This is a genomic window from Pseudomonas tructae (assembly GCF_004214895.1).
Lineage (GTDB): Bacteria > Pseudomonadota > Gammaproteobacteria > Pseudomonadales > Pseudomonadaceae > Aquipseudomonas > Aquipseudomonas tructae.
Map to the genome: position 1 here is coordinate 1,599,429 of NZ_CP035952.1, position 26,442 is coordinate 1,625,870.

General features: G+C 62.3%; 22 protein-coding genes. 6 read left to right on the top strand and 16 right to left on the bottom strand.

Going from position 1 to position 26,442, the window contains the following annotated elements:
* Positions 1-151: 151 nt before the first annotated feature.
* Both EXN22_RS07305 and EXN22_RS07310 read left to right on the top strand, forming a co-directional pair.
* Positions 152-1,252 carry an efflux RND transporter periplasmic adaptor subunit gene (locus EXN22_RS07305; protein ID WP_130263432.1) on the top strand — a complete coding sequence of 367 codons (1,101 nt, stop codon included), beginning with the start codon at positions 152-154 and terminating at the stop codon, positions 1,250-1,252.
* Between the two features lie 6 nt (positions 1,253-1,258).
* Complete coding sequence (locus EXN22_RS07310) at positions 1,259-4,324, top strand: efflux RND transporter permease subunit (RefSeq protein WP_130263433.1); 3,066 nt, start codon at positions 1,259-1,261, stop codon at positions 4,322-4,324.
* Positions 4,325-4,391: 67 nt separating this feature from the next.
* Here the strand turns inward: EXN22_RS07310 and EXN22_RS07315 are convergent, their stop codons facing one another.
* The 4 genes from EXN22_RS07315 to plsB form a co-directional block, all read right to left on the bottom strand.
* Positions 4,392-5,081, bottom strand: coding sequence for a DUF4197 domain-containing protein (locus EXN22_RS07315; RefSeq protein WP_130263434.1), 690 nt, complete (start codon positions 5,079-5,081; stop codon positions 4,392-4,394).
* Between the two features lie 32 nt (positions 5,082-5,113).
* Positions 5,114-5,512 (bottom strand): YbaY family lipoprotein, encoded by a 399-nt coding sequence (locus EXN22_RS07320; protein ID WP_130263435.1) that lies wholly within the window; start codon positions 5,510-5,512, stop codon positions 5,114-5,116.
* 60 nt (positions 5,513-5,572) lie between these two features.
* Entirely contained in the window at positions 5,573-5,920 is a 348-nt protein-coding gene (locus EXN22_RS07325) for a YbaY family lipoprotein (RefSeq protein ID WP_165392192.1), read from the bottom strand.
* Between the two features lie 73 nt (positions 5,921-5,993).
* Complete coding sequence (plsB, locus tag EXN22_RS07330) at positions 5,994-8,480, bottom strand: glycerol-3-phosphate 1-O-acyltransferase PlsB (protein ID WP_130263437.1); 2,487 nt, start codon at positions 8,478-8,480, stop codon at positions 5,994-5,996.
* Positions 8,481-8,702: 222 nt separating this feature from the next.
* Between plsB and EXN22_RS07335 the strand changes: the two genes are divergently transcribed.
* Positions 8,703-8,912, top strand: a complete 210-nt coding sequence (locus EXN22_RS07335) for a cold-shock protein (RefSeq protein ID WP_130263438.1) — start codon at positions 8,703-8,705, stop codon at positions 8,910-8,912.
* Between the two features lie 65 nt (positions 8,913-8,977).
* Here the strand turns inward: EXN22_RS07335 and EXN22_RS07340 are convergent, their stop codons facing one another.
* The 4 genes from EXN22_RS07340 to EXN22_RS07355 form a co-directional block, all read right to left on the bottom strand.
* Complete coding sequence (locus tag EXN22_RS07340; protein ID WP_130263439.1) at positions 8,978-9,355, bottom strand: hypothetical protein; 378 nt, start codon at positions 9,353-9,355, stop codon at positions 8,978-8,980.
* 17 nt (positions 9,356-9,372) lie between these two features.
* On the bottom strand, positions 9,373-10,185 hold the full coding sequence (locus EXN22_RS07345) for a putative RNA methyltransferase (RefSeq protein ID WP_130263440.1): 813 nt from the start codon (positions 10,183-10,185) through the stop codon (positions 9,373-9,375).
* Positions 10,185-11,336: a succinyl-diaminopimelate desuccinylase gene (gene dapE, locus EXN22_RS07350; RefSeq protein WP_130263441.1), complete on the bottom strand. Its 1,152-nt coding sequence runs from the start codon at positions 11,334-11,336 to the stop codon at positions 10,185-10,187. Before dapE ends, EXN22_RS07345 begins: the two co-directional genes overlap by 1 nt.
* A gap of 149 nt (positions 11,337-11,485) precedes the next feature.
* Positions 11,486-14,077, bottom strand: coding sequence for a glycosyltransferase (locus tag EXN22_RS07355; RefSeq protein WP_130263442.1), 2,592 nt, complete (start codon positions 14,075-14,077; stop codon positions 11,486-11,488).
* A gap of 289 nt (positions 14,078-14,366) precedes the next feature.
* Here EXN22_RS07355 and tcdA point away from each other — a divergent pair, with 289 nt between their 5' ends.
* Positions 14,367-15,188, top strand: a complete 822-nt coding sequence (tcdA, locus tag EXN22_RS07360) for a tRNA cyclic N6-threonylcarbamoyladenosine(37) synthase TcdA (protein ID WP_130263443.1) — start codon at positions 14,367-14,369, stop codon at positions 15,186-15,188.
* Here tcdA and EXN22_RS07365 read toward each other — a convergent pair.
* From EXN22_RS07365 to EXN22_RS07380, 4 genes are read right to left on the bottom strand one after another with little or no spacing between them, the layout of a single operon-like run.
* Positions 15,167-15,577: a SufE family protein gene (locus tag EXN22_RS07365; protein WP_130263444.1), complete on the bottom strand. Its 411-nt coding sequence runs from the start codon at positions 15,575-15,577 to the stop codon at positions 15,167-15,169. The genes tcdA and EXN22_RS07365 overlap by 22 nt on opposite strands.
* A complete protein-coding gene (locus tag EXN22_RS07370; RefSeq protein WP_130263445.1) occupies positions 15,574-16,779 on the bottom strand; it encodes an aminotransferase class V-fold PLP-dependent enzyme in 1,206 nt (401 codons plus the stop codon). Before EXN22_RS07370 ends, EXN22_RS07365 begins: the two co-directional genes overlap by 4 nt.
* A gap of 54 nt (positions 16,780-16,833) precedes the next feature.
* Positions 16,834-17,868, bottom strand: coding sequence for a 2,3,4,5-tetrahydropyridine-2,6-dicarboxylate N-succinyltransferase (gene dapD / locus EXN22_RS07375; RefSeq protein ID WP_130263446.1), 1,035 nt, complete (start codon positions 17,866-17,868; stop codon positions 16,834-16,836).
* 42 nt (positions 17,869-17,910) lie between these two features.
* Positions 17,911-18,273: an ArsC family reductase gene (locus EXN22_RS07380; protein WP_130263447.1), complete on the bottom strand. Its 363-nt coding sequence runs from the start codon at positions 18,271-18,273 to the stop codon at positions 17,911-17,913.
* Between the two features lie 230 nt (positions 18,274-18,503).
* Here EXN22_RS07380 and EXN22_RS07385 point away from each other — a divergent pair, with 230 nt between their 5' ends.
* A complete protein-coding gene (locus EXN22_RS07385) occupies positions 18,504-20,150 on the top strand; it encodes a Na+/H+ antiporter (protein ID WP_130263448.1) in 1,647 nt (548 codons plus the stop codon).
* Between the two features lie 111 nt (positions 20,151-20,261).
* On the opposite strand, the gene EXN22_RS26150 is transcribed toward EXN22_RS07385, so the two are convergent.
* The 4 genes from EXN22_RS26150 to map form a co-directional block, all read right to left on the bottom strand.
* Entirely contained in the window at positions 20,262-20,483 is a 222-nt protein-coding gene (locus tag EXN22_RS26150; RefSeq protein ID WP_165392193.1) for an EF-hand domain-containing protein, read from the bottom strand.
* A 137-nt stretch (positions 20,484-20,620) separates the two neighbouring features.
* On the bottom strand, positions 20,621-21,814 hold the full coding sequence (gene dapC / locus EXN22_RS07395) for a succinyldiaminopimelate transaminase (protein ID WP_130263450.1): 1,194 nt from the start codon (positions 21,812-21,814) through the stop codon (positions 20,621-20,623).
* Positions 21,815-21,837: 23 nt separating this feature from the next.
* Entirely contained in the window at positions 21,838-24,537 is a 2,700-nt protein-coding gene (locus EXN22_RS07400; RefSeq protein WP_130263451.1) for a [protein-PII] uridylyltransferase, read from the bottom strand.
* 19 nt (positions 24,538-24,556) lie between these two features.
* Positions 24,557-25,339 (bottom strand): type I methionyl aminopeptidase, encoded by a 783-nt coding sequence (gene map, locus EXN22_RS07405; RefSeq protein WP_130263452.1) that lies wholly within the window; start codon positions 25,337-25,339, stop codon positions 24,557-24,559.
* A gap of 345 nt (positions 25,340-25,684) precedes the next feature.
* On the opposite strand from map, the gene rpsB reads away from it, so the two are divergent.
* On the top strand, positions 25,685-26,419 hold the full coding sequence (gene rpsB, locus EXN22_RS07410) for a 30S ribosomal protein S2 (RefSeq protein WP_130263453.1): 735 nt from the start codon (positions 25,685-25,687) through the stop codon (positions 26,417-26,419).
* Positions 26,420-26,442: the final 23 nt, after the last annotated feature.

Sequence of the window (26,442 nt, forward strand, 5' to 3'; positions counted from 1 at the left end):
CGACCGGCTTTTCGGCGGGCAAATATCGACGCGCTGCTCCCGGGAAAATATGGGATTTCTCGCGCTGAGCTGCTTCCCCGGTCCGGCTCCCTGATTTAATATACCCGTCAGTATAAATATTCAAAGCGCCATTCGCGAAAGGTCATTCATCATGTTGCGCCATGCCTTGCCCCTCGCTTTGCCCGTCGGTCTTGTGCTGCTGCTTGCTGCCTGTGGGCAGGAAAGCGCACCGCAGACTTCCCTTCGTCCCGCCATGGTGGTGCAGCCGCAGCCGGCCAGCGCCGCCGCCGACAGCTACCCCGGCGAGGTGCGAGCGCGCTTTGAGCCGGAACTGGCCTTCCGGATTGGCGGCAAGGTCAGCAAACGCCTGGTCGAGGAAGGGCAGCGGGTCAAGGCCGAACAAGCGCTGGCCGAGCTCGATCCCCAGGATGTACGCCTGCAACTGGAGGCCAGCCGGGCCCAACTGGCCGCCGCCGAAGCCAACCTGACTCTGGTCAAGGCCGAGCGCGACCGCTACAAGACCTTGCTTGACCGGCAAATGGTCAGCCATTCGCAATTCGACAATGCCGAAAACCTCTATCGCGCAGGCCTGGCCCGTCTCAAGCAGGTGCGCGCCGAGTTCGACGTGGCAGGCAACCAGGCTGAGTACGCAGTGCTGCGGGCCTCTCAGGATGGCGTGATTGCCAAGCGCCAGGTCGAAGTCGGCCAGGTGGTGGCCGCCGGCCAGACCGTGTTCACCCTGGCCGCCGATGGTGAGCGCGAGGTGCTGATCGGTCTGCCGGAGCAGAACTTCGGGCGTTTCAAAGTCGGCCAGACGGTGTCGGTGGAGCTCTGGTCGCAACCGGATCAACGCTTCAACGGCCGTATCCGCGAGCTGTCGCCGTCGGCTGATCCGCGTTCGCGGACCTTCGCCGCGCGGATCGCGTTTACCGCTGGCAAGGTGCCAGCCGAGCTTGGCCAGAGTGCCCGGGTGTACATCCAGCACGCCGATCAGGTGCCCCTGGCGGTGCCGCTCTCGGCCCTGACCGCCGAGAACGGCCAGACGTTTGTCTGGCGCGTCGATGCCAATAACACCCTCAAGCGCGTGCCGGTGCGGGTGGGTGCCTACGGTGAAAACAGCGTACCGGTGCTCGAAGGCCTGAATGCCTCGGACTGGGTAGTGGCCGCCGGCGTACATGTGCTCCTGGAGGGGCAGCAGGTGCGTCCGGTAGATCGTTCCAATCGCGTGGTAAATCTGGCGGCCAAGGAGTAAGTCCCGATGGGTTTCAACCTTTCCGCCTGGGCCTTGCGCAATCGGCAGATCGTGCTGTTCCTGATGATTTTGCTCGCCGTGGTCGGCGCGCTGTCCTACACCAAGCTGGGGCAGAGCGAAGACCCGCCCTTTACCTTCAAGGCCATGGTCATTCGCACCCTTTGGCCGGGCGCCAGTGCCGAGGAAGTCTCGCGCCAGGTGACCGAGCGCATCGAAAAGAAACTGATGGAAACCGGCGAGTACGAGAAGATTGTCTCGTTCTCGCGGCCCGGTGAATCGCAGGTCACCTTCATGGCCCGCGACTCGATGCATTCGGCCGATATTCCCGAGCTCTGGTACCAGATCCGCAAGAAGGTCGCCGACATTCGCCACACCTTGCCGCAAGGCATTCAGGGGCCGTTCTTCAATGACGAGTTCGGTACCACCTTCGGCAATATCTACGCGCTGACCGGCGACGGCTTCGACTATGCGGTGCTCAAGGACTACGCCGATCGGGTGCAGATCCAGCTGCAGCGGGTCAAGGACGTCGGCAAGGTCGAACTGCTCGGGCTGCAGGACGAGAAGATCTGGATTGAGCTGTCCAACCTCAAGCTGGCTACCTTGGGCCTGCCGTTGGCGGCGGTGCAGCAGGCGCTGGAAGAGCAGAACGCGGTGAGCACCGCAGGCTTCTTCGAAACCCCGAGCGAGCGTTTGCAACTGCGCGTCAGCGGGCGCTTTACCACGGTCGAGCAGATCCAGCAGTTCCCGATCCGTGTGGCTGATCGCACCTTCCGCATCGGCGATGTGGCCGATGTGCGCCGTGGCTTCAACGACCCGCCCGCACCGCGCATGCGCTTCATGGGCGAAGATGCCCTCGGCCTTGCGGTATCGATGAAGGCCGGTGGCGATATTCTGGTATTGGGCAAGGCCCTGGAAACCGAGTTCGCCCGCATCGCTCACAACTTGCCGGCCGGCATGGAGCTGCGCAAGGTGTCCGATCAACCCGCAGCGGTGAAGACCGGCGTGGGCGAGTTCGTCCAGGTGCTGGTCGAGGCCCTGGCGATTGTCTTGCTGGTGAGCTTTTTCTCCTTAGGGATGCGCACCGGCCTGGTGGTGGCCCTGGCCATTCCGCTGGTGCTGGCGATGACCTTTGCCGCCATGTACTACTTCGGCATCGGCCTGCACAAGATTTCCCTCGGTGCGCTGGTACTGGCCCTGGGCTTGCTGGTGGATGACGCGATCATTGCCGTGGAGATGATGGCGATCAAGATGGAGCAGGGCTTCGACCGGCTCAAGGCGGCCAGCTACGCCTGGACCAGCACCGCCTTCCCGATGTTGACCGGCACCCTGATCACCGCCGCAGGCTTCCTGCCGATTGCCACCGCGCAGTCCGGGACAGGTGAGTACACCCGCTCGATCTTCCAGGTGGTGACCATTGCCTTGCTCGCCTCGTGGATTGCTGCAGTGGTGTTTGTGCCCTATCTGGGCGAGCGCCTGCTGCCGGACCTGGCCAAGTTGCATGCGGCCAAGCACGGCACTGCCGAAGGTGGCCCGGACCCTTACGGCACACCGTTCTACCAGCGTGTCCGCCGTCTGGTCGGCTGGTGCGTGGAACGGCGCAAGACGGTGATTGTGGCGACCATCGCGCTGTTCGTCGGCAGTATTCTATTGTTCCGTTTTGTGCCCCAGCAGTTCTTCCCGGCCTCCGGGCGCCTGGAGCTGATGGTTGACCTGAAACTTGCCGAAGGTGCCTCGCTGAGCAATACCGCCGACCAGGTTAAACGCCTGGAGGCCATGCTCAAGGAACGCACCGGCATCGACAACTATGTGGCCTATGTCGGCACCGGTTCGCCGCGCTATTACCTGCCGCTGGACCAGCAACTGCCGGCGGCGAGTTTCGCCCAGTTCGTGGTGCTGGCAAAAACCATCGAGGAACGCGAGCAACTGCGCAGCTGGTTGATCACTACCCTGGATGAACAGTTCCCCGACCTGCGTTCACGGGTAACGCGTCTGGAAAACGGCCCGCCCGTGGGTTACCCGGTGCAGTTCCGGGTGACCGGCGAGCACATCGAGCAGGTCCGCGCCCTGGCCCGCAAGGTGGCCGCCAAGGTCCGCGAGAATCCCCATGTGGTCAACGTCCACCTGGATTGGGAAGAGCCAAGCAAGGTGGTCTACCTGAATATCGACCAGGACCGCGCCCGCGCCCTGGGAGTGAGTACGGTGAACCTGGCCAAGTTCCTGCAAAGCTCGCTCACCGGCTCTGCGGTCAGCCAGTTCCGCGAAGACAATGAGCTGATCGAGATCCTCCTGCGCGGCACCCCCCAGGAGCGCAGCGAGCTTGCCAACCTGCCGAGCCTGGCGGTGCCGACCGACAACGGCCGAAGCGTTGCCTTGTCGCAGGTGGCAACTTTGGAGTACGGCTTTGAAGAAGGCGTGATCTGGCACCGCAACCGCCTGCCCAATGTCACCGTGCGCGCCGATATCTACGGCAAGGAACAACCGGTAACCCTGGTTCAGCAGATTCTCCCGACTCTGGAACCGGTGCGTGCCGAACTGCCTGATGGCTATCTGCTGGAAGTGGGTGGCACGGTGGAAGACTCCACCCGCGGCCAGAAATCGGTGAACGCCGGAGTACCGCTGTTCATCGTCGTGGTGCTGACCTTGCTGATGTTGCAGTTGCGCAGCTTCTCGCGCACGGTGATGGTGTTCCTCACCGCACCGCTGGGGCTGATCGGCGTGACCCTGTTCCTGCTGGTGTTCCGCCAGCCGTTCGGCTTTGTCGCGATGCTGGGGACCATTGCCTTGTCAGGGATGATCATGCGCAACTCGGTGATCCTGGTCGATCAGATCGAGCAGGACATTGCTGCCGGGCTGGACCGCTGGCAGGCGATTATCGAGGCGACGGTAAGGCGCTTCCGGCCGATCGTCCTGACCGCGCTGGCGGCAGTGCTGGCGATGATCCCGCTGTCGCGCAGCGTGTTCTTCGGCCCAATGGCGGTGGCGATCATGGGTGGCTTGATCGTGGCGACGGCATTGACCCTGTTGTTCCTGCCGGCGCTGTATGCGGCGTGGTTCAGGGTGAAGAAGGCCTGAGGGTCTCATCGCGGGGCAAGCCCGCTCCCACAGGCCATTGTGGGAGCGGGCTTGCCCCGCGATGCATTTAGAGCGCGCCAAACACCTTCTTGGCAATGCTCGTAGCCGCAGCCGCCGGGTTCTGGCGGATGGTTTCTTCCTGCTTGGCAATCATCTCGAACAGGCCGTTGAGTGCTTGCTCGGTAACGTAGCCTTCGACGTTGGCACTCTTTGCATCCAGTACACCCAGGGTCGCCGCCTGGCCGGCGAAGTTGTTGTACTGCTGGGCCAGGCCGACCTGATCGGTGGCCTTTTTGACGATCGGCAGGAACTTGGCGCGGATCTGCTCGCGGCTGGTCTTGCTCAGGTACTGGGTAGCCGAGTCGTTACCACCGCTGAGGATGCCCTTGGCATCGTCCACGGTCATCTTCTTCACGGCATCGACCAGCAGGGCCTGGGCTTGCGGCATGGCAGCCTCGGCGGCCTTGTTCATGCTGGCTTCGAGTTGATCGACCTGAGCGCCCATGCCGAAGGCCTTCATCTTCTTGGCCACTTTGCCAAGGTTGCCCGGCAATTCGATACGCACATCCGGGTTATTGCTGAAACCACCGGGAGTACCCAGTTGCTTCACTGCAACCTGGGCACCTTGGGTCAGTGCATCCTTGAGGCCTGAGGAGGCATCTTTTTGCGACAGATCGCCCAGCGACAGGGCCAGGGCACTGGCGGACAGCAGCAGGCCGGCGCACAGGCCGGTGAAGGTTAGAGCAGGGCGGAACATGGCAGCATCCTTATGCGAAGTAAAACAATCAATCAACGAACGGCATCGACTTTGATCCGCAGCGGTTGCGGATCAAAGCCATCAAGCTGTACGCCATGGTGTTCGGTGTTGATGAACAGCAGCTTGCCGTCCAGTTCAATCCGCGCACTGATCGCATAGCGGTGGCCGGGCTTGACCTGGGCCGGGTCGTAGCTCAAATGGAAGGGCAGCGGAACATTGCCTTTGACCGGGCCGCTCTGGCTGGCCAGGGTTACCGCCGGGGCGTCCATCAGCGAGACGTCTTGCAGAGCGACGCTGAGGGTCGCAGCGGGTGGCAGGGCCATGCGCTGCAGGTAGAAGACCTCGCCATCCAGGCTGGCTTTGCCGTTGGGCGCAGGTGTGGAACAGGCTGCGAGCATGGAGGCGCAACACAGCATAAAGAGTTTTTTCATGGATTCTCCGTAGTCCGTACGTTTGCCAGGTGGGCACGCGTACGGACTTTAACGGATTTTTCAGCGAACTTGTTTCAGTACCATGGTCACATCGCCGTCAGAGCCATCAAGCATGACGGTATGGGCATCGGTATTGGTCAGCAGGAGCTTGCCTTCGTGTTCAATCCGGGCCTGCAGGGCATAGGTACTACGCTCATCCACCAGGTGGCTGTCGTACTGTAACCGAATGTTGAACGAAACCGCGCGTCGACCTATCACCAGGGCTTGTTCGGAAAGCATGATAGCCGGGGCGTCGGCCCGGGAAACATCAGCCAGGTTGAGGGTGACCTTGACGCCTTCGGGCAAGCCCAGGCGTGTTGCCGCAAACAGCAGGGTGACATTGAGGGTGTTGAAATCAGTGTTGCTCATCGCAGGTATCTCCAGGAGGGTTGAATGCACGCGCATCCTGAGCCTCCTGGGGTCTACCTGGCAGGTAGAAGGATTACACCGTGACAGGCTCCTGGCTGTCTTCGCGGTGCAGGGCCACCTGGCGAATCGACAGGCGCACTTCCGCCGACAGCACGCGTTTGGCTGCGCCTTCGGCCAGTTCGCTGAGTTTTTCGTGGTAACCCAGCTTGCCATTGGCGTCCGGGCGCAATACCCCTTGCTCGATCTGGGTCTGGATAAAGTGGCGGAACAGGGTCTTGTCGAAGAACTCCGGTGCGTTCAGGCCATGCAGGATCGACAGGCGCTGGGCCATGATCACGCACAGGTCTTCCAGCGCTTCGGCGCTCAGGCTGTGCTGGCCGCTGTTGAGCAGCAGGGCAGTGGCCATATAGAAGCGCTGCAGAGTCTGGGTAATGGCTCGGGCCAGCAGGGTCAACAGCACGAACTGCCGCGAACTCGGCGCCGGGCGCAGGTAGACACCGTTCTCGAAACGCAGCAGGCCTTGTTCGACGAAGGCTTCCAGCCACTGGTCGATGATCGCGTCCAGCTCCTCAAGCTCCCAGCGAATGAACAGCTCCGACTGCAAGTACGGGTACAGTGCGCGGGTGTATTGCAGGATCAGCTCGCGGCTCATTCGCGAGCTGCTCTGGAAGAAGCTCGCCAGCAGGGCCGGCAGGGCGAAGATGTGCAGCACGTTGTTGCGGTAGTAGGTCATCAGGACAGCGTTTTGCTCGTCCAGGTAGAGGATCTTGCCCAAGGCATCGCTCTGCTCGGCCAGCAGGTCCATGCCCTTGACGTGGCTGATCAGGGCCAGGCCGTCGCCCTCGGGCAAAGTGGTGTGTGGCGAGTAGGGCACCTTGCGCAGCAGCATCAGGTACAGGTCCAGTACCCGTGCCAGGGCGCGTTCATCCAGGGCCAGGCGGCTGGTGGAAAGCAGCGCCAGCGCCACCAGGTTGACCGGGTTGATCGCCGCGGCCTCGTTCAGGTGCTGGGCGACTTTCTCGCCCAGGCGTGAGGTGGTCTCGTTGAGCCAGGCCGGGCGGAATTGCGGGCCGTGTTCCTGCTCACGCCAGCCCGGTTGTTGCTGGTCGAGGAAGGCGCCCAGGCGGATCGGCTCGCCGAAGTTGACCGCCACCTGGCCAAAGCGTTGCTTGAGTGCACCGACGACTTTGAAGATGTCGAAAATCGACTCTTTCTTCTTGCTCGCCCCGCGCAGTTCGCCCAGGTAGGTGCGGCCCTCCAGGACCCGTTCATAACCGATGTACACCGGCACGAAGACGATCGGCGTGCGCGATGAGCGCAAAAAACTGCGCAGGGTAATCGCCAGCATGCCGGTTTTCGGCTGGAGCATGCGTCCGGTACGCGAGCGACCGCCTTCGACGAAGTACTCGACCGGGAAACCCTTGGTGAACAGGGTGTGCAGGTATTCGTTGAACACTGCGGTGTACAGTGGGTTGCCCTTGAACGTTCGGCGCATGAAGAACGCCCCGCCCCGGCGCAGCAGGCCGCCGATCACCGGCATGTTGAGGTTGATCCCGGCGGCAATGTGCGGCGGGGTCAGGCCGTTGCGAAACAGCAGGTAGGACAGCAACAGGTAATCGATATGGCTGCGGTGGCAGGGCACGTAGATCACTTCATGGCCCGGGGCGATGCCCTGAACCTGCTCGATATGATTGACCTTGATGCCGTCGTAGATCTTGTTCCAGAACCAGCTGAGCACCACTTCGAGGAAGCGGATCGCGGTGTAGGTGTAGTCTGAGGCGATCTCGTTGCCGTAGCGCAGGGCCTGGGCTTCGGCTTTGGCCAGAGGGATCTTCTCGCGTTCTGCTTCATCAAGGATGGCCTGGCGTACCAGCGGGTCGTGAACCAGGCCCTTGACCAGGTTACGCCGGTGGGAGATGTCCGGGCCGATAACGGCGGTCTTGAGGTTGCGAAAGTGCACGCGCAGCAGGCGCTGGGCCATGCGCACAGTGCGCTCGTGGCCCTTGTTGTGTTGCACCAGCTCGCGCAGGTGGATCGGTGCCGAGAACTGCACGCGGGTCTTGCGCCCGAGGATCAGCACGGTCAGCAAGCGGCGCAGGCGCCCGGTTACCGCCCAGCTGTCGGCGAACAACAGTTTCCAGGGGCTGGATTCGCTGGCAGGTGATTGTCCCCAAAACACGCTGACGGGAATGATCTGCGCGTCTTCTTCGGCGTGCTGGCTTACAGCGTTGACCAGCCGCGCCAGGGTCGGCGGTGCGCCGCGTTTGTCCTGGCGGCCGAGCCAGTCGGGTTCGGGGGTCAGGTAGAAGAACGCGGCGGGCTCGTGCAGCGTGCCGACGGCCACGGGCAGCACCGGGCGTGGCAGCCCGGCTTTGGTGCACTCGCGATCAAGCACGGCCAGGTCGGTCAGCGATGGCGATTGCAGGGCATAGAACACCGGCCGGCTACGATCCAGGTTCAGGGTGAAGGATGACTGGTTGATGGTCTCGGAGCGAACCCACAGGTACAACAGGCGACGCAAGGCGCCGAAAATCAGGCGGCGCAAGGGGGAACGGGTCATACGGTGTGTGCTCTGGATGAGATTTTCGAGTAATTGCTCAGGGCGTTAGTGTGCCGTATCTGCGCAAGTTCAGCAAAAAGCGCCCCGGTCATGAAAAATAATTTAAGTGTGGCATATACTCGGTCCGCCGCTTGCAACAGATTTGCGCAAGCTGCGCCCGCAGAGGGTGGTGACCCCTTTGCAAGCAAGGCGATTCCAAAATAAAAATCCGGAGTAGTTCAGATGTCGTCTCGTGAGACTGGAAGTGTAAAGTGGTTCAATGACGCCAAAGGATATGGCTTCATTCAGCGTGAAGATGGCGCGGACGTGTTCGTTCACTACCGTGCCATTCGTGGTGAGGGTCATCGCACCCTGATCGAGGGGCAACAGGTCGAATACAACCTGACCCAAGGGCAGAAAGGTCTGCAGGCTGAAGATGTAGTCGGCTTGTAAAGCTTCAAGCCCCAAGCTGCAAGCTGACCGTGCCAGGCTTGTAGCTTGAGGTTCATGGTGTGTCGCTATTGTGTGCGCCAGGTGATTTCTTCTTCACCGTCGGCACTGATGCGGATCCAGCGATCGGCATCTTCTTCACCTTCTTCTTCGACCCAGCTACCCGGTGCGCAGCGTACTTCGACGTTCAGCGCGGCGAAGGCGGCGCGAGCGCAGGCAATGTCGTCGTCCCACGGCGTCTGGTCGCTTTCCAGGTACAGACTGTTCCATTTGCCCACAGCCTTCGGTAACCAGGTAACCGGAATGTTACCGGCCTTGCACTTGTAGGTCTGGCCTTTCTGTTGCCAGTCGCTGCACGGGCCGAGCGCTGCGCCGAGCCAGGCAGCAATCTGTTTGTGATCGACATCAGCGTCTTTCAGGTAAATCTCGATATCGGGTTGGCGCATAGGGGCTCCGGGTACGCTCAGTCTTGGCGCACAAAATAATCGTAACGCATCGATACCGTGACCTCGAAAGGTTCGGCCTGCTCGATGACGCGCGCGCGTTTTTCGGCGCTGGCACGCCAGCCATGGGGGGTCATGGCCAGCAGGTCGGCGCGGGCCTTGCTGTCGGCAAGGCTCAGGCGGAATGTGAGGGTTTCGCTGTGGGCGTGCTGCATGCCCGCAGGCACCAGCGCCAGGTGCTTGTCGTCGGCGTAGTCGCGCACTTCATCGTAGAGCTTGTGGCGCAATTCGATCAGGTGCTCGTTGGTCGGACCGACGCGCATCAGGCCGCCGCCAGGGCTCAGCAGGCGCAGGGCCTCTTGCCAGTCCAGGGGGCTGAAGACACTGGCCAGGAACTGGCAGCTGGCATCGGCCAGCGGCACCCGGGCCATGCTTGCCACCAGCCAGGTCAGCGCCGGGTTGCGCTTGCAGGCCCGCTTGACCGCTTCGCGGGAAATATCCAGGGCGTAGCCATCGGCTTGCGGTAACGCCTGGGCGATTTGCGCGGTGTAGTAACCCTCGCCACAGCCAATATCCAGCCAGCGCGCGGGTGCGCGTTCAGCGGCAAGTTCGGCCAGGCGCCGGGCTACCGGCGCGTAATGGCCAGCGTTGAGAAAGTCGCGACGCGCCTCGACCATGGCCTGGTTGTCACCCGGGTCACGGCTGTTCTTGTGCTGCACCGGCAACAGGTTCAGGTAACCCTGGCGGGCACGGTCGAAACGGTGACCGGCCGGGCAGGCCACGCCATTGTCGAGGGTGCTCAGCGCGGCGCTGCAGATCGGGCAGGTGAGCATCAGGCAAGCAACCGGGTCAGGGTCTGGTAGTAGATTTCGGTCAGCACATCGAGGTCGCTGGCCAGGATCCGCTCATTGACCTGGTGAATGGTGGCGTTGACCGGGCCCAGTTCGACCACCTGGGTGCCCAGAGTGGCGATGAAGCGCCCATCGGAGGTGCCGCCGCTGGTCGAGGCCTGAGTTTCACGGCCGGTGACCGCCTTGATGCTGGCCGATACCGCGTCGAGCAAGTCGCCCGGTTCGGTGAGAAACGGCAGGCCCGACAGCGCCCAATCCACGTGCCAGTCCAGCTGGTGCTTGTCGAGGATGGCGGCAACGCGCTGCTGCAGGCCTTCGACTGTCGACTCGGTGGAGAAACGGAAGTTGAACAGCGCGGTCAACTCGCCCGGTACCACGTTGGTGGCGCCGGTGCCGGAGTTGAGGTTGGATATCTGGAAGCTGGTGGGCGGGAAGAACGCATTGCCTTCGTCCCAGTGCTCGGCTGCCAGTTCCGCCAGGGCCGGGGCGGCCAGGTGGATCGGGTTTTTCGCCAGGTGCGGGTAGGCGACATGGCCCTGGATGCCGCGCACGGTGAGCTTGGCGCCGAGGGAGCCGCGACGGCCGTTCTTGACCACGTCACCAACCAGCGTGGTGCTCGAGGGCTCGCCAACGATGCACCAGTCCAGGCGCTCGTTGCGGGCGGACAGGCGCTCGATCACAGCCTTGGTACCGTGGTGGGCGGGGCCTTCTTCGTCGCTGGTGATCAGGAAGGCGACCTTGCCGCGATGGTTCGGGTAGTCGGCGACGAAGCGCTCGGTGGCGACCACCATGGCCGCCAGGCTGCCCTTCATGTCGGCCGCGCCGCGTCCGCAGAGCATGCCGTCGGCATCGATCAGGGCGTCGAACGGGTCGTTCTGCCAGGCCTGCACCGGGCCGGTCGGGACCACGTCGGTGTGGCCGGCGAAGCACAGTACCGGACCGTCCTGGGTACCGTGGGTGGCCCAGAAGTTGTCAACGTCTTCGATCCGCATCGGTTCGAGCATGAAGCCGGCTTCGCCCAGGCGTTGCATCATCTGTTTCTGGCAGTCGAAGTCCAGCGGGGTCACCGAAGGGCGACGGATCAGGTCGCAGGCCAGTTCAAGGGTAGGCGAGAGGTCGGCTGGGGCCGTCATGGGGAGCTCCGGGGCAAGGCAGGGCACGAATTCGAGGGGGGTTATCTTATAGCAATTTGGACGCCTGTAGGAGCGGGCTTGCCCCGCGATTGCGGCCTTTCAACCAGCATCGCATCGCGGGGCAAGCCCGCTCCTACAGTATCCCAAGTTCAGGAGGCCTGGGCCGGCTGCGCAGCATCCACAGGCTTGGGCAGCGACGACAGCATGGCCATGATCAGCGCCGCCAGGTACGGCAGCGACTGCACCAGCAGCATGGTCACCCAGAAGCGCATGTCGTTGCTCGGCAGACCCTGGACCAGGTAGATCCCGGCCGCGGCACCCCACAGCAGCAACATGATGAACAGCTCCTCACGGGCTTCGGACAGCGCCACCAGCAGGCCATGGCTGTCGGCGTTCTTCGGTGTGCGGAAGAACGGGATGCTACTGGTGAAGAAGCCATACAGGACCGCCTTGGCGATGGTGTGCGAAAGCGCAAGGCCGGCCAGGGCCGCGGCGAAGGCGTCCTTGAGGTTCACACCCACCGCACGGCGGTAGAGGAACACGATCTTGCCGACCTTGAACACGAACAGTGCCAGCGGCGGAATCGCGAAAATCAGCAGCGGCGGATCGACCCGCTGCGGCACGATGATCATTGCCGCCGACCACAGCAGGGCGCCGACAGTGAAGAAAATGTTCATGCCATCGGCGATCCACGGCAGCCAACCGGCAAGGAAGTGGTAGCGCTGGCCACGGGTCAGCTCCGAGTCCTTGCCGCGCAAGAGGCTTGCGGCATGGCGCTTGATGATCTGGATGGCGCCATAGGCCCAGCGGAAGCGCTGCTTCTTGAAGTCGATGAAGGTGTCGGGCATCAAGCCCTTGCCATAGCTTTCATGGGAGTACGCTGCGGAATAGCCTTTTTCGAACACCCGCAGGCCGAGCTCAGCGTCCTCACAGATACACCAGTCGGCCCAGCCCAGCTCTTCGAGCACCGAGCGCCGGGTCATGGTCATGGTGCCATGTTGAATGATCGCGTCGCGGTCGTTGCGGGTGACCATGCCGATATGGAAGAAACCCTTGTATTCGCTGTAGCACAACTTCTTGAAGGTGCTTTCGTTCTGATCACGGTAATCCTGGGGCGATTGCACCACGGCGATTTTCGGGTCGGCGAAGTGCGGCACCATGTGCTTGAGCCAGTTGCGGTCGACACAGTAGTCCGAGTCGATCACCGCGATCACTTCGGCATCCTTGGCAGTGTGCGGGACCAGGTAGTTCAACGCGCCGCCCTTGAAGCCGGCCAGGGGCGCGACGTGGAAGAACTTGAAGCGTTCGCCGAGCATTTCGCAGTGGGCCTTGATCGGCTCCCAGACCGCCGGGTCCTTGGTGTTGTTGTCGATGATCAGGACTTCGTAGTCCGGATAATCCAGCGCCGCCAGGGCATTGAGGGTCTGCTTGACCATCTCCGGCGGCTCGTTGTAGCACGGCACATGCACCGAAACCTTCGGCCGGTAGGCGGCGTCGGCCTGCACCGGCAGGAACTCCCGACGGCGCTTGTGAATCCACACGGCTTCGGCCAGTTCATGGGCCTCGGTCAGCAGCACGATAAACACGCCAAGGGCGCCCAGGGCGAGCAAGAAGCCCACGGTCAGGCTGAACCAGGTGCTGTATTGCTGGCTGTAGTCGTAACCGATCCACACCAGCACTGAACCACAGAGAAAGGCAATGAAGGTCAGGAAGGTCCGCCCGCGCTGGCGCAGGGCCGAGCCGTCGATCAGCAGCAGGGTCAGCGAAAGCATCGCCAGTACCACCGAACCGACCGCCAGCACGCGCCACTGCGGGATAGCCACGACCGGGCCTTCGAAGTTGAACTTCTGTTGGCGGGCGGCGTTGAACACGCCCCAGTAGGCGCCCACCGAGCCTTCGTCGCTGGCCTTCCACGGCTGATCGTAGGCTTCGATGACGAAGTAGTTGTAACCCTGGCGGTTGAGCTTGTTGACCAGGGTACGCAGGTAGATGGCCTGGTCGGCCTGGGTGGCCTCGGCGCCGCCACGCATGCGGCCGTTGCTCGGCCAGCCGACCTCCGACAGCAGCAAGGGTTTGCGTGGGAATTGTTGTTTGAGGTCGCGGGCGCGGTCCAGCACGAACTGGCCGGCATCCTTCATCGGAATGAATTCCCAGTACGGCAAGATGTGCGCCGCCACAAGGTCAGCGTGCTTGGCCAACTCCGGATGTTCTTTCCAGATGTGCCACTGCTCACTGGTGGTCACCGGCACCTTGACCGCCGCGCGCACCCGGTCCATGTACTGGATCAAGGCTTCAGGGGTGATCTCCTTGCGAAACAGCGCTTCGTTGCCGACCATCACCCGCACGACACTGCGCGAGCTGTTGGCCAGTTCGATGGCTTTGGCGATTTCTCGCTCGTTGCGCTCAAGGTCCGGGCTGATCCACACCCCCAGGGTCACGCGCAGGCCGAACTCTTCGGCCAGGCGCGGAATATCTGCCTGGGTGCCTTCCACCGTATAGATACGGATGCTGTCGGTCAGCTTGCTGAGCTGCTCCAGGTCCTGGCGCAGTTCATCCTCGCTGGGGTACTGGCCCTTCTGCGGGCTCTCGCCCAGGCGGAACGGCGAGTAGGAGAAACCGGAAATCTGCTCCGGCCAGTTTGGGGCGGAAACCGGGCGGTTGACCAGCGCCCAGAACCCGGTGAATAGCGCGGCAATAGCCATGACTATGACCAGGTTGATACCAAATTTACGCGATGACATAGATAGTTGGGGTTCCGAAAGGTGGAACGGGCGGGCGCCCGAGGGCGCGAATCCTGTGTGCTTCCTGCCCAGGCAGCGTGGGAACAGGTTGGCGCAGAAGATTGGATCGGCTTCAGCGCCTGAAGTTCTCAGCCCGTACTTTTGTCGTCCAAGTCTTTGGATTGCATGGGACATTAAAGCAGGATTACAACTACCTTGACCAATGCACGGCTCGGGCGTTGGTCGCCCGTGGGATGCCATTGCGCCGCAAGAGGCCTATAATGCGCGCCGGTTTTTTCGGGGTTGGGCCATGAGTACAGAAGATCCACGTTTTGCCGGTGTCGCTCGGTTGTACGGTGACAACGGCCTGCAGCGCTTGCGCGAGGCCCATGTGGCGATCGTCGGTATCGGCGGGGTCGGCTCCTGGGCGGCTGAAGCCATGGCCCGTAGCGGTGTAGGCGAAATCTCCCTGTTCGACCTCGATGATGTCTGCGTAAGCAACACCAATCGCCAGTTGCATGCCCAGGAAGGCAATATTGGCCGCGCCAAGGCCGAGGTCATGGCCGAGCGCCTGCGGGCGATCAACCCGGCGTGCAAAGTGCATGCGGTGGTCGACTTCGTCACCAAGGAGACCCTGCCCGAGTACATCGGCGAGCATATCGACTGCGTCATCGACTGCATCGACAGCGTCATGGCCAAGGCCGCGCTGATCGGCTGGTGCAAGCGGCACAAAGTCACCATTATCAGCACAGGTGGTGCCGGTGGGCAGATCGACCCGACCCAGATCCGCGTCGCCGACCTGAACAAGACCTTCAACGATCCGCTGGCCTCGCGGGTGCGCTCCACCTTGCGCCGCGACTATGGGTTTTCCCGCACGGTGACCCGCAACTACAGCGTGCCGTGTGTGTTCTCCACCGAGCAGCTGCGCTACCCCAAAGGTGACGGCAGCGTCTGCCTGCAGAAAAGTTTCGTTGGCGAAGGGGTCAAGCTGGACTGCTCCGGTGGTTTTGGCGCGGTGATGATGGTCACTGCGACTTTCGGCATGGTCGCCGCCAGCAAGGCAGTGGAAAAGCTGGTGGCTGGCGCCCGTCGCCCGCACGAGCGCAAGGCTCAGGCGTCGGCGGCGAGTTGAGCCATGCGTTGCAGCACGGCATTCAGGCCGTTGCTGCGTGACGGCGAGAGCTGGCGGCCCAGGCCCAGCTGATTGAACCAGGCGGGCAGGTCCAGTTGCTTGAGCTCTGTGCTGGACAAGCCTTCGACCCGCACCAGCAGCAGCGCCAGCAAGCCGCGGATGATCCGTGCGTCACTGGCGCCCTTGAAGCGCCACTGGCCATTCTGTTGCTCGGCCACCAGCCAGACCTGGCTTTCGCAGCCATGCACACGGTTGGACTCGGACTTTTCCTCTTCGCTCAAGGGCGCCAGGCGCTCGCCCCATTGCATCAGCAGCCGTGCGCGCTGTTCCCAGCCGGCCGCTTGTTCGAAGGCGTCCAGGGCTTGCAGCGCGGCTATCGGCAGGCTCATCGCAGCAACTCCAGGGCCTGATCCAGGGCTTGGAAGAAACGCTGCAGGTCGTCGGAGTCGTTGTACAGGCCCAGGGACACGCGGATTGCACCGTCCAGGCCGAGGCTTTTCAACAACGGCATGGCACAGTGATGACCGGCGCGTACGGCAATGCCCTGCTCGGTGAGCATATGGGCCAGATCAGCGTTGTGCACGCCGTCGACCACGAAGCTGGCCAGGGCCACGTGCGGTTGGCCGAGCAGGCGGATACCTTCGCGATCGTTCAGGCCGCGCAGCAGATGGCGGTGCAGGCCGGCTTCATGCTCGGCGACTGCATTGGTGTCGAGCCCGACCAGGTAGTCCAGGCTGGCGCCCAGGCCAATCACGCTGGCAATGGGTGGGGTGCCGGCTTCAAAGCCCAGGGGCGCCGGGCGAAAGCTGGCGCTGTGGTAATCGGCAATCTGCACCATCTCGCCGCCGAACTGCCAGTGGCGCAGGCGCGCCAGGGCTTCGGGGCGGCCGTAGAGCACGCCGACACCGTCCGGGCCATACAGCTTGTGGCTGGAAAACACATAGAAATCGCAGCCCAGTTGCCGCACATCGTGACGGCCGTGGACCACCCCCTGGGCCCCATCGACCACGGTCAACGCGCCTTGGGCCTGGGCGTGGGCCAGCAGCGGCGCCAGCGGCTGCCAGGCGCCGAGCACGTTGGACAGTTGGCTGAGCGCCAGCACCCGGGTACGCGGGCCAATCAGTTGCAGGGCGATGTCGAGGTCAATCAGGCCGCGACTGTCCAGTGGCAGGACCACCAGCTTGAGGCCGCGGCGCTGCGCCAGCTGTTGCCAGGGCAGCAGGTTGGCATGGTGCTCCAGGGCGCTGATGGCAATCTCGTCACCAGCCTCGAACAGTGGCTCAAGCCCGTAGGCGAGCAGGTTCAGGGCCGAGGTAGCACCATGGGTGAAGATAATGTGTTGCGGGTCGGCGGCATTCAGCCAGCCGGCGACTTTTTCTCGGCTACGTTCGAAGGCCTGGGTCGCCAGGGCGCCGGGCAAGTGCTGGGCACGGTGCACATTGGCAGCACCATGGCCGTAATAGTGGCTCAGGGCATCGAGCAGGATTTGCGGTTTTTGCGTGGTAGCGGCGCTGTCCAGGTAGGTCTGGTGCTGCCGTTGCAGGGCGTCGATGGCTGGAAAGTCAGCGCGCCAGGGAGAGGGCTGGAACATGATGATCGGACCTGAAAATCGGGCCTGGCGTTAGGCCAGACCCGATGGTACCACTTAGTTGTGGGCGTGCAGCGCTTCGTTCAGCTCGATGGCCGACTTATGGGTTTTGCACTCCACGGCGCCATTGAGCGAGTTGCGGCGGAACAATAGGTCGGTCTGGCCGGCCAGGTCGCGGGCCTTGACCACCTTGACCAGTTGGTTGTTTTCGTCCAGCAGGTTCACCTTGGTGCCAGCGGTAATGTACAGGCCGGCCTCGACGGTGTTGCGATCGCCCAGCGGGATGCCGATACCGGCGTTGGCACCGATCAGGCAGCCTTCGCCGACCTTGATCACGATGTTGCCACCACCGGACAGGGTGCCCATGGTCGAGCAACCGCCGCCCAGGTCCGAGCCCTTGCCGACGAAGACGCCCGCCGAAACGCGGCCTTCGATCATGCCTGGGCCTTCGGTGCCGGCGTTAAAGTTGACGAAGCCTTCGTGCATGATGGTGGTGCCTTCGCCGATGTAGGCGCCCAGGCGCACGCGGGCGCTGTCGGCGATACGAACGCCGGCAGGGACCACGTAGTCGGTCATCTTCGGGAACTTGTCTACCGAGAACACTTCCAGCAGTTCGCCCTTGAGGCGCGCTTCGAGTTGCTGTTCGGCAAGCTCTGCCAGGTCGACGGCGCCCTGGCTGGTCCAGGCCACATTCGGCAACAGCGGGAAGATGCCGGCCAGGTTCAGGCCGTGCGGCTTGACCAGGCGGTGCGAGAGCAGGTGCAGCTTCAGGTAGGCTTCCGGGGTGGACGTCAGGGCGGCGTCTTCGGCCAGCAGGGTGGCCACCAGTGGCTTGTTGCTTTCGGCCAGGCGGGTCAGCAGTGCGGCTTGCACGGTATCGACGCCCTTGAGGGCTTCGGCCAGTTGGGCGGCCTGGCTGGTGCTGAAGGCGATCGCCTGGTTGCCGCCTTCATAACCCAGAACCGGGGCAATGGCCGCGACCAGTTCGGCAGCCGGGTTAACCAGTGGTTGCGCGTAGAACACTTCCAGCCAGGCGCCTTGACGGTTCTGGGTGCCGACACCGAAGGCCAGGCTGAACAGGGTAGTGGACATGCAGTTACCTCTTGCGAAATTGAATGAAAGCTCGGCGCCGGGTTACTGAAGGGCGGCCGCGTACAGATCAGGCTTGAAGCCGACCAGGGTCCGCCCCCCGAGGTCGAGCACCGGGCGCTTGATCATCGACGGTTGGGCCAGCATCAGTTCGATGGCTTTGGCCTGGTCGAGATCGGCCTTCTGGGCTTCTTCGAGTTTGCGGAAGGTGGTACCAGCACGGTTGAGTACTGTTTGCCAGCCATGCTCATCGCACCAGCGCTCAAGGCTCGCACGGTCGATGCCCAGGGTCTTGTAGTCATGGAAGTCGTAGCTCTGGCCTTGATCTTCGAGCCAGGTGCGGGCTTTCTTCATGGTGTCACAGGCCTTGATTCCATAAAGGTGCAATGGCGTGTCGCGTTTGGTCATGCTTGCCCCTCCTGGGAAAAAATGGTGAAGGATTATGCCACGGTCGACGGCTTTGGGTTGGCGTCGCCACGTCACTTTGTAGCATTGTGTTACAGGTTTTGGGCGGTTCTGCGACTTTTGTGCAGCGGTGCGCCGGCAGCCTAAGCGGCTAATATGTCGTTTCAATGGCAGTGCCGTGCCCAGGCCAGCATCGGCTATTGAAAGCGATTGAATTGAACAGGACTCGCTGCATGCAATCAGCCTACACCGTTCTCATCCTGCTGATGCTGGTGAGTGTTTCCAAACTGGTCGGGCGCATGATCCCGCTGCCGTTGCCGCTGGTGCAGATCGCCGCAGGTGCCTTGCTGGCGTGGCCAACCCTGGGCCTGCACGTGGCCCTTGACCCGGAATTGTTTCTGTTCTTGTTTTTGCCGCCGTTGCTGTTTTCCGATGGCTGGCGGATGCCCAAGCGTGACCTCTGGCGGCTGCGCGGGCCGATCCTGACCCTGGCTGTTGGCCTGGTGTTGTTTACCGTGGTCGGTGCCGGTTATTTCATTCACTGGATCCTGCCCAGCATTCCTTTGCCAGTGGCCTTTGCCCTGGCCGCGGTACTGTCGCCGACCGATGCCGTGGCGGTTTCGGCCATTACCCAGGACCGCCTGCCGACGCCCTTGATGCACATGCTTCAGGGGGAGGCGCTGATGAACGACGCCTCGGGCCTGGTGACCTTCAAGTTCGCCCTGGTGGCGGCGATTACCGGTGTGTTTTCCCTGGCCCAAGCCAGCCTGACTTTTGTCCTGGTCGCGGTGGGTGGCCTGGCCATTGGTGTGGCCCTGAGCTGGCTGGTCGGGCGTCTGCGGGCCTGGATGATCGCCCGCGGCTGGGATGACCCGGCCACCCATGTAGTGTTCATGTTGCTGCTGCCGTTTGCCGCTTATGTGCTGGCCGAGCGCCTGGGCGCCTCCGGGATTCTTTCGGCGGTGGCGGCGGGGATGATGCAGAGTTGGCTCGACCTGCTGCCCCGGCAGACCAGCACGCGCCTGCTCAACCGAAGTGTCTGGTCGCTGCTGGAGTTCGCGTTCAACGGCCTGATTTTCCTGCTGCTGGGCCTGCAACTGCCCGACATCATCAAGGCGGTGACCAGTCACGAAGCTTCGCTGTGGCCGACTTTGCTGTGGCGTTGCCTGGATGTGGTAGCGATCTTCGCGGTGCTGCTGGCGTTGCGCTTTATCTGGGTGCAGAGCATCTGGCGCTTGATTGGCGTGATCCGTCGCTGGCGCGGCAAGGAGAATCTGGTACCGGTGGCTAACGCCCGTTCCTGCTGGTTGTTGACCGTCGGTGGCGTGCGCGGGGCGGTGACCCTGGCGGGTGTCATGTCGGTGCCGCTGTTGATCAGTGCCGGCAAGGATTTCCCTGAGCGCGACTTGCTGATTTTCATCGCTGCCGGGGTGATTCTGCTGTCGCTGGTGTCAGCGTGCGTTGCCTTGCCTCTGCTGTTGCGTGGTGTCAGCAAGAGCCCTGACGACGCCCTGCGCCAGGAGGCTCAGGATACTTGGCGCCGCACCGCCGAGGCGGCGATTCACGCCCTGGAAGCTGAAGATCTGACTGAGGCCGGTACGGCGCTGGATGCTTCTCAGGCGGCGCTGGCGGCCGAGCTCAAGGCGCGGTTGATGGCTGAGTACCGGCATCAGCTCGATACTTTCAACGACAGCGCCGAAGCCCAGGCCCTGGCCGCGCAGATGGATCAACTGGAGCGACGCTTGCGCCTGCGTGCGCTACGGGCCCAGCGTCTGGAACTGTACAACCTGCATCGCCAGCACCAGATCGGTGATGACGTGGTGCGCCAGGTGCTGGGCGAGCTGGATATGAGCGAGGCGAATCTGGGGGCGGTGAAGTAGGTCTGGGGCTACCTCCAAGTGAAAGCACATGCTCTTACTTGGAGGTAGAGTGCTATTGGTAGTGGGCTACTGCCCTTATTGAACTGAGTCAGTTTTGCAACGCTTCCAACGTTAGAGGTCTTTTTTGTAGTCCTCAAGAAACTCCTCGAAACTGATCTCATCATCATTGTTGGGGTTTGCCTCTTTAAGCAGCTGTTCTATTTCGTGTTTCTCAAAATAGCGTTCTGCTATATTAACAAATTCAGCCACTTTCACTTTACCGTCGCAATTGGAGTCGAGGCTGTCGAATGCCTTTTTTGCCCGATCCAACTGGTCATCTGTCAACTCGGTCATGGTCATTGTCCCGTTCAGCAAAATGGATTTGCGACGTAGAAACCAAATCGCCAAGCTAAACTGACAGCTGGAGCGAAGCGCGGCAACTGGTAGAAATGACAGTTGCACTGAGCAGAAACTTCGGATCCTTCCCTTGTTTAGCCTTTCACAAACGCGCGAATCCGCTCGGCCGCCTCGACGCATTCGGCCAATGGCGCCACCAGCGCCATGCGTACCCGCCCGGCGCCCGGATTGACGCCGTCCACCTCGCGGGACAGGTACGAACCTGGCACCACGGTCACATGCTGGGCTTGGAACAGATCGCGGGTGAACACGGCGTCATCGCCTGGCACCTTGGCCCACAGGTAGAAGCCGCCGTCCGGGCGCTGCACATCGAGCACTGGGGCGAGGATTTCCAGCACCGCATCGAACTTCTCGCGGTACAGGTCGCGGTTGGCCAGCACGTGTTCTTCATCGTTCCAGGCAGCAATGCTCGCCAGCTGGGTTTGTACCGGCATGGCGCAGCCGTGGTAGGTGCGGTAGAGCAGGAACGGCTTGATGATCTCGGCGTCACCCGCCACGAAGCCCGAGCGCAGGCCTGGCAGGTTGGAACGCTTGGACAGGCTGTGGAACACCACGCAACGCTTGAAATCGCTGCGGCCCAGCTCCACGCAGGCGCTGAGCAGGCCGGGTGGCGGGCTTTGCTCGTCGAAGTACAGCTCGCTGTAGCACTCGTCGGCAGCGATCACGAAGTCGTACTGGTCCGCCAGGGCGATCAGCTTTTTCAGGGTATCCATTGGCACCAGGGCGCCGGTGGGGTTGCCTGGGGAGCAGAGGAACAGGATCTGACAGCGCTGCCAGATTTCGGCCGACACCGCGTCGAAGTCCGGGTTGAAGCCGTTGCTGTCCAGGCACGGCAGGTAGTGCGGGGTCGCACCGGCCAGCAGCGCTGCGCCTTCGTAGATCTGGTAGAACGGGTTGGGGCTGATCACCAGGCCATCATCGCCACGGTTGACCACCGCCTGGGTGAAGGCGAACAGCGCTTCGCGGGTGCCGTTGACCGGCAGCACGTGCTTGTCGGCATCCAGCCACCCGGCCGGTACACCAAAGCGCTGTTCGCACCAGCGGGTGATGGCCTGGCGCAGGGCTGGCAGGCCGACGGTGCTCGGGTACACCGCCATTTGCTGGAGGCTGTCAGCCAGGGCCTGGGCGACGAACGCCGGCGACTCATGCTTGGGCTCACCGATCGACAAGGCAATGGCGCGTTTGTCCGCCGCAGGCGTGACGCTACCGAGCAGCGCGCGGAGTTTCTCGAACGGGTAGGGCTGAAGCTGATTCAAAGCGTTGTTCATCGGCGCAAGGTCTCGTCAAACGGTCATAGGGTCAGGCGGGTCAAGGGTACCCCGGTCGCCTGGTCGACGCGCAGTTGCTCGACGATCGCATCCTGCAGGCGGCTGCACAGTTGCGGGTCGGACAGGGGCTGGTTGTCGGCGTCGGTAATGAAGAACACGTCTTCGACCCGCTCGCCCAGGGTGGCAATCTTGGCATTTTGCAGCGACAGGTCGAACTCCAGGAAAATCTTGCCGATCCGCGCCAGTAGGCCAGGGCGGTCGGGAGCGCTGAGTTCGAGAATGGTCACCGGGCGCTGGGCATCGTTATGGATGGTTACCTGCGGGGCGAAGGTGAAGTGCTTGAGCTGGCGCGGCACCCGGCGCTGGATGATGGTCGGGTAGTCGTCGGGGTTGCGCAGGGCATCGGTCAATCCGTCGCGAATCTGCTTGACCCGCGTGGGATTGTCGCCGATCGAGCCGCCATCGTTGTCGAGCACGATATAGGTGTCGAGGGTGAACTGGCTGCTCGAGGTGATGATCCGGGCGTCATGGATGTTCAGGTTGAGCTGGTCCATGGCTGCTACGGTCACAGCAAAGAAATCGTGCTGGTCGGGGGCATAGATGAAGATCTGTGTGCCGCCTTCGAACTCACGCTGGGTGGTTTCCTTGATCAGCACCAGCGGCCCGCCATCTGCCGGCTGCTGGAGGATGGCGTCGCTGTGCCAGGCCACGTCGGCGGCAGTGTGACGCAGGAAGTAGTCATCCCCCAGTTGCGACCACAGTTGCTCGACGTCGTCCGGGTCGGTGCCTTCGCGAATCAGGATGTCCAGGGCTGCGGTCTGGGTCTGGCGGATCTGTTCTTCGCGATCCAGCGGGTTTTCCAGGCCGCGGCGCAGGGCGCGCTTGGTTTCGGTATAGAGCTGGCGCAGCAGGCTGGCGCGCCAGGAGTTCCACAGGCTCGGGTTGGTGGCGTTGATATCGGCCACGGTCAGCACGTAGAGGTAGTCCAGGCGGGTTTCATCACCCACCAGCAGAGCGAAATCGTAGATCACCTGCGGATCGGAGAGGTCCTTGCGCTGCGCGGTGGTCGACATCACCAGGTGATGCTGGACCAACCAGACGATCAGGCGGCTGTCCCAGTTGGGTAGCTGGTGACGCAGGCAGAACGCCTGGGCGTCGACCGCGCCCAGCTCGGAATGGTCGCCCTGACGGCCCTTGCCGATGTCATGGTAAAGGCCGGCCAGGTAGATCAGCTCCGGCTTGGGCAGGCGGCCCATGAGCTTGCTGGCCAGCGGGAACTTCTCCGATACCGGCGTGTACTGCAGCTTGCGCAGGTGCTTGATCAGGTTGAGGGTGTGCGCGTCGACCGTATAGATGTGGAACAGGTCATGCTGCATCTGCCCGATGATCAGGCCGAACTCCGGCAGGTAGCGGCCGAGGATGCCGTAACGGTTCATCCGGCGCAGGTTGCGGTGGATGCCGATCTCGCACTTGAACAGTTCGATGAACAGGCTGGTGTTGCGGATATCGTTGCGGAACTCGTCGTCGATCAGGTGCCGGTGTTCGCGCAGCAGGCGGATGGTGTCGGCGCGCACCCCCTTGATTTCCGGGTGCTGGGCCATCAGCACGAAAATTTCCAGCATGGCGAACGGTGTACGTTTGAAGACGTTGGTGCGTACCGCCTCGATGTAGCCGTCGTGCACCTGGAAGCGCGGATTCAGCGGCTGGGTGCTGCCGCTGTCGTCCTCCAGGATGACTTCTTCGAAGTGCTGGATGATCAGGTCGCTGAGCTCGGCGATGCTCATGACCACCCGATAATACTGCTGCATGAACTGTTCGATGGCGCGCTTGGGGTTCTCGTCGCCAAAACCGAGCAGGGCGGCGATGCTGCGCTGGTGGTCGAACAGCAGGCGGTCTTCGGCGCGCCCGGCGAGCATGTGCAGGGCGTAGCGCACTTTCCACAGGAACTCCTGGGACGAGGCCAGCAGGTTGTTCTCGCTTTCCAGCAGGAAGCCTTCGCCGGCCAGGGCGTGCAGGTTGAGAGTGCCGTATTGGCGGCGGGCGATCCACAGGACCGTCTGGATGTCGCGCAGCCCCCCGGGCGAGCCCTTGACGTTGGGCTCCAGGTTGTATTCGGTGTCGTTGTACTTGTGGTGCCGGGCCTTTTGCTCGGCGCGCTTGGCCAGGAAGAATTCCTTGCTCGGCCACATATGGGCGGTGCTGGTGACCTCGAGCATGCGCTGGCGCAGGTGCTCGGGGCCGGCGATGGTGCGGCTCTCCATGAGGTTGGTGACAACCGTCAGGTCGGCGCGGGCTTGTTCGGCGCATTCTTCGACCGAGCGTACGCTTTGACCCACTTCCAGGCCGATATCCCAGAGTAGGGTCAGAAAGCGTTCGATCGAGTCGCGAAACACCTCGTGATCGGCGCTGTCGAGCAGGATCAGCAGGTCGATGTCGGAATAAGGGTGCAGTTCGCCACGCCCATAACCACCGGTGGCGATCAGGGCGATATCGGCGTCTTCGCTCCAGGTGAACTGGTTCCAGGCCTGTTGCAGGATGTTGTCGACGAACCAGGCGCGGTCTTCGATCAGCCGGCGGATCTCGCGACCGCTGCGAAAGCGGTTGTCGAGCACCTCGCCGGCCTGGCGGATGGCTTTCTTGAAGGCCGCGATGGGGCTTGCCTTGAGGGCCAGTTCCGCCTGGAACTGGCCGCGATCGAACAGCTCGGGATCCACCTGGGGCATCGAGGGGCTTTCCTGTAGGTCAGGCCGATGTGCGAGGAATGGTGTCGTCTTTGCGCAGGGTGAAGATCTCGTAACCGGTCGCGGTCACCACCAGGGTGTGTTCCCACTGGGCCGAGAGCTTGCGGTCCTTGGTGATGGCGGTCCAGCCGTCGCCCAGCACCTTGGTGTCGGCGCGGCCCTGGTTGATCATCGGCTCGATGGTGAAGGTCATGCCTTCCTTGAGTTCGATGCCGGTGCCTGCGCGGCCGTAGTGGAGGATCTGCGGCTCTTCATGGAACACCTTGCCGATGCCGTGGCCGCAGAATTCGCGCACCACCGAGAAGCCGTTCTTTTCCGCGTGCTTCTGGATCACTTCACCGATATCGCCCAGGCGGCAGCCCGGCTTGACCAGTTCGATGGCCTTGTACATGCATTCCTGGGTGATCTGGGACAGGCGTTCGGCCCAGACTGGCACATTGCCGACGTGGAACATGCGGCTGGTATCACCGTGGTAGCCGTCCTTGATCACCGTGACGTCGATGTTCAGGGTGTCGCCATCCTTGAGCGGTTTGTCGCCCGGGATGCCGTGGCAGACCACATGGTTGACCGAGGTACAGATCGACTTGGGGAAACCCTTGTAGTTGAGCGGCGCCGGGATGGCTTTCTGGATGTTGACGATATAGTCATGGCACAGGCGGTCGAGTTCTTCGGTGGTGACACCGGGCTTGACGTGCTCTTCGATCATCTCCAGGACTTCGGCGGCCAGGCGGCCGGCGATGCGCATCTTTTCGATGTCTTCGGCGGTTTTGATGGTAACGGTCATTGCAGGCTCTCTACGGCGCAGCGAGGCGCTAATAATCTGGGGAAAGGCCGGATTCTAACAGAGCCGGGCGCGGTTCAGGCGGCCATGGCGCTGATACAGCCTTTATATAGGGGCATTCTGGCGCCAATGGCCGGCATGTGCAAAAGCCTGTGCGCTTCGTTGGTAATTCGGGTTCCGTTTGGCGGGCGTGTGTGGTATAAAATGCGCCGCTTTGCCGGGGATAGCCCCTGCAAGCACTAAACCCACACACGTGTCGACACGATGACCTGGGTGCCTAAGATCTTCGGGTCGCGGGTTGGTCATTGGGATACGTGGAGGCCCAACCCGACTTATCAAGGAACTATCATGTCCCAAGTCAACATGCGCGATATGCTGAAGGCCGGTGTGCACTTCGGTCACCAAACCCGTTACTGGAACCCGAAAATGGGTAAGTACATTTTCGGTGCGCGCAACAAGATTCACATCATCAACCTTGAAAAAACCCTGCCAATGTTCAACGACGCACTGACTTTCGTCGAGCGTCTGGCCCAGGGCAAAAACAAGATTCTGTTCGTCGGCACCAAGCGTTCGGCTGGCAAGATCGTTGCTGAAGAAGCAGCACGTTGCGGATCGCCGTACGTCGATCACCGCTGGTTGGGCGGCATGCTGACCAACTACAAAACCATCCGCGCTTCGATCAAGCGCCTGCGCGACCTGGAAACCCAGGCCGAAGACGGCACTTTCACCAAGCTGACCAAGAAAGAAGCGCTGATGCGCTCCCGTGATCTGGAAAAACTGGATCGCAGCCTGGGTGGTATCAAGGACATGGGCGGCCTGCCTGATGCCCTGTTCGTGATCGACGTTGACCACGAGCGCATTGCAATCACCGAAGCCAACAAGCTGGGCATTCCGGTCATCGGCGTTGTCGATACCAACTCCAGCCCGGAAGGTGTTGACTACATCATCCCAGGTAACGATGACGCCATCCGCGCTATCCAGCTGTACATGGGTTCGATGGCTGACGCCGTTATCCGTGGTCGCAACAACGTTGCTGGCGGTACCGAAGTGTACGCCGAAGAAGCAGCACCAGCTGCTGAGTAATTGACGCCTGGCGTCTACTCGGC

What these genes read in the sequence shown, in the direction of transcription:
- EXN22_RS07305 (WP_130263432.1), top strand. Translation starts at nt 152, where the DNA reads ATGTTGCGCCATGCCTTGCCCCTCGCTTTGCCCGTCGGTCTTGTGCTG.
- EXN22_RS07310 (WP_130263433.1), top strand. Translation starts at nt 1,259, where the DNA reads ATGGGTTTCAACCTTTCCGCCTGGGCCTTGCGCAATCGGCAGATCGTG.
- EXN22_RS07315 (WP_130263434.1), bottom strand. Translation starts at nt 5,081, where the DNA reads ATGTTCCGCCCTGCTCTAACCTTCACCGGCCTGTGCGCCGGCCTGCTG.
- EXN22_RS07320 (WP_130263435.1), bottom strand. Translation starts at nt 5,512, where the DNA reads ATGAAAAAACTCTTTATGCTGTGTTGCGCCTCCATGCTCGCAGCCTGT.
- EXN22_RS07325 (WP_165392192.1), bottom strand. Translation starts at nt 5,920, where the DNA reads ATGAGCAACACTGATTTCAACACCCTCAATGTCACCCTGCTGTTTGCG.
- plsB (WP_130263437.1), bottom strand. Translation starts at nt 8,480, where the DNA reads ATGACCCGTTCCCCCTTGCGCCGCCTGATTTTCGGCGCCTTGCGTCGC.
- EXN22_RS07335 (WP_130263438.1), top strand. Translation starts at nt 8,703, where the DNA reads ATGTCGTCTCGTGAGACTGGAAGTGTAAAGTGGTTCAATGACGCCAAA.
- EXN22_RS07340 (WP_130263439.1), bottom strand. Translation starts at nt 9,355, where the DNA reads ATGCGCCAACCCGATATCGAGATTTACCTGAAAGACGCTGATGTCGAT.
- EXN22_RS07345 (WP_130263440.1), bottom strand. Translation starts at nt 10,185, where the DNA reads ATGCTCACCTGCCCGATCTGCAGCGCCGCGCTGAGCACCCTCGACAAT.
- dapE (WP_130263441.1), bottom strand. Translation starts at nt 11,336, where the DNA reads ATGACGGCCCCAGCCGACCTCTCGCCTACCCTTGAACTGGCCTGCGAC.
- EXN22_RS07355 (WP_130263442.1), bottom strand. Translation starts at nt 14,077, where the DNA reads ATGTCATCGCGTAAATTTGGTATCAACCTGGTCATAGTCATGGCTATT.
- tcdA (WP_130263443.1), top strand. Translation starts at nt 14,367, where the DNA reads ATGAGTACAGAAGATCCACGTTTTGCCGGTGTCGCTCGGTTGTACGGT.
- EXN22_RS07365 (WP_130263444.1), bottom strand. Translation starts at nt 15,577, where the DNA reads ATGAGCCTGCCGATAGCCGCGCTGCAAGCCCTGGACGCCTTCGAACAA.
- EXN22_RS07370 (WP_130263445.1), bottom strand. Translation starts at nt 16,779, where the DNA reads ATGTTCCAGCCCTCTCCCTGGCGCGCTGACTTTCCAGCCATCGACGCC.
- dapD (WP_130263446.1), bottom strand. Translation starts at nt 17,868, where the DNA reads ATGTCCACTACCCTGTTCAGCCTGGCCTTCGGTGTCGGCACCCAGAAC.
- EXN22_RS07380 (WP_130263447.1), bottom strand. Translation starts at nt 18,273, where the DNA reads ATGACCAAACGCGACACGCCATTGCACCTTTATGGAATCAAGGCCTGT.
- EXN22_RS07385 (WP_130263448.1), top strand. Translation starts at nt 18,504, where the DNA reads ATGCAATCAGCCTACACCGTTCTCATCCTGCTGATGCTGGTGAGTGTT.
- EXN22_RS26150 (WP_165392193.1), bottom strand. Translation starts at nt 20,483, where the DNA reads ATGACCGAGTTGACAGATGACCAGTTGGATCGGGCAAAAAAGGCATTC.
- dapC (WP_130263450.1), bottom strand. Translation starts at nt 21,814, where the DNA reads ATGAACAACGCTTTGAATCAGCTTCAGCCCTACCCGTTCGAGAAACTC.
- EXN22_RS07400 (WP_130263451.1), bottom strand. Translation starts at nt 24,537, where the DNA reads ATGCCCCAGGTGGATCCCGAGCTGTTCGATCGCGGCCAGTTCCAGGCG.
- map (WP_130263452.1), bottom strand. Translation starts at nt 25,339, where the DNA reads ATGACCGTTACCATCAAAACCGCCGAAGACATCGAAAAGATGCGCATC.
- rpsB (WP_130263453.1), top strand. Translation starts at nt 25,685, where the DNA reads ATGTCCCAAGTCAACATGCGCGATATGCTGAAGGCCGGTGTGCACTTC.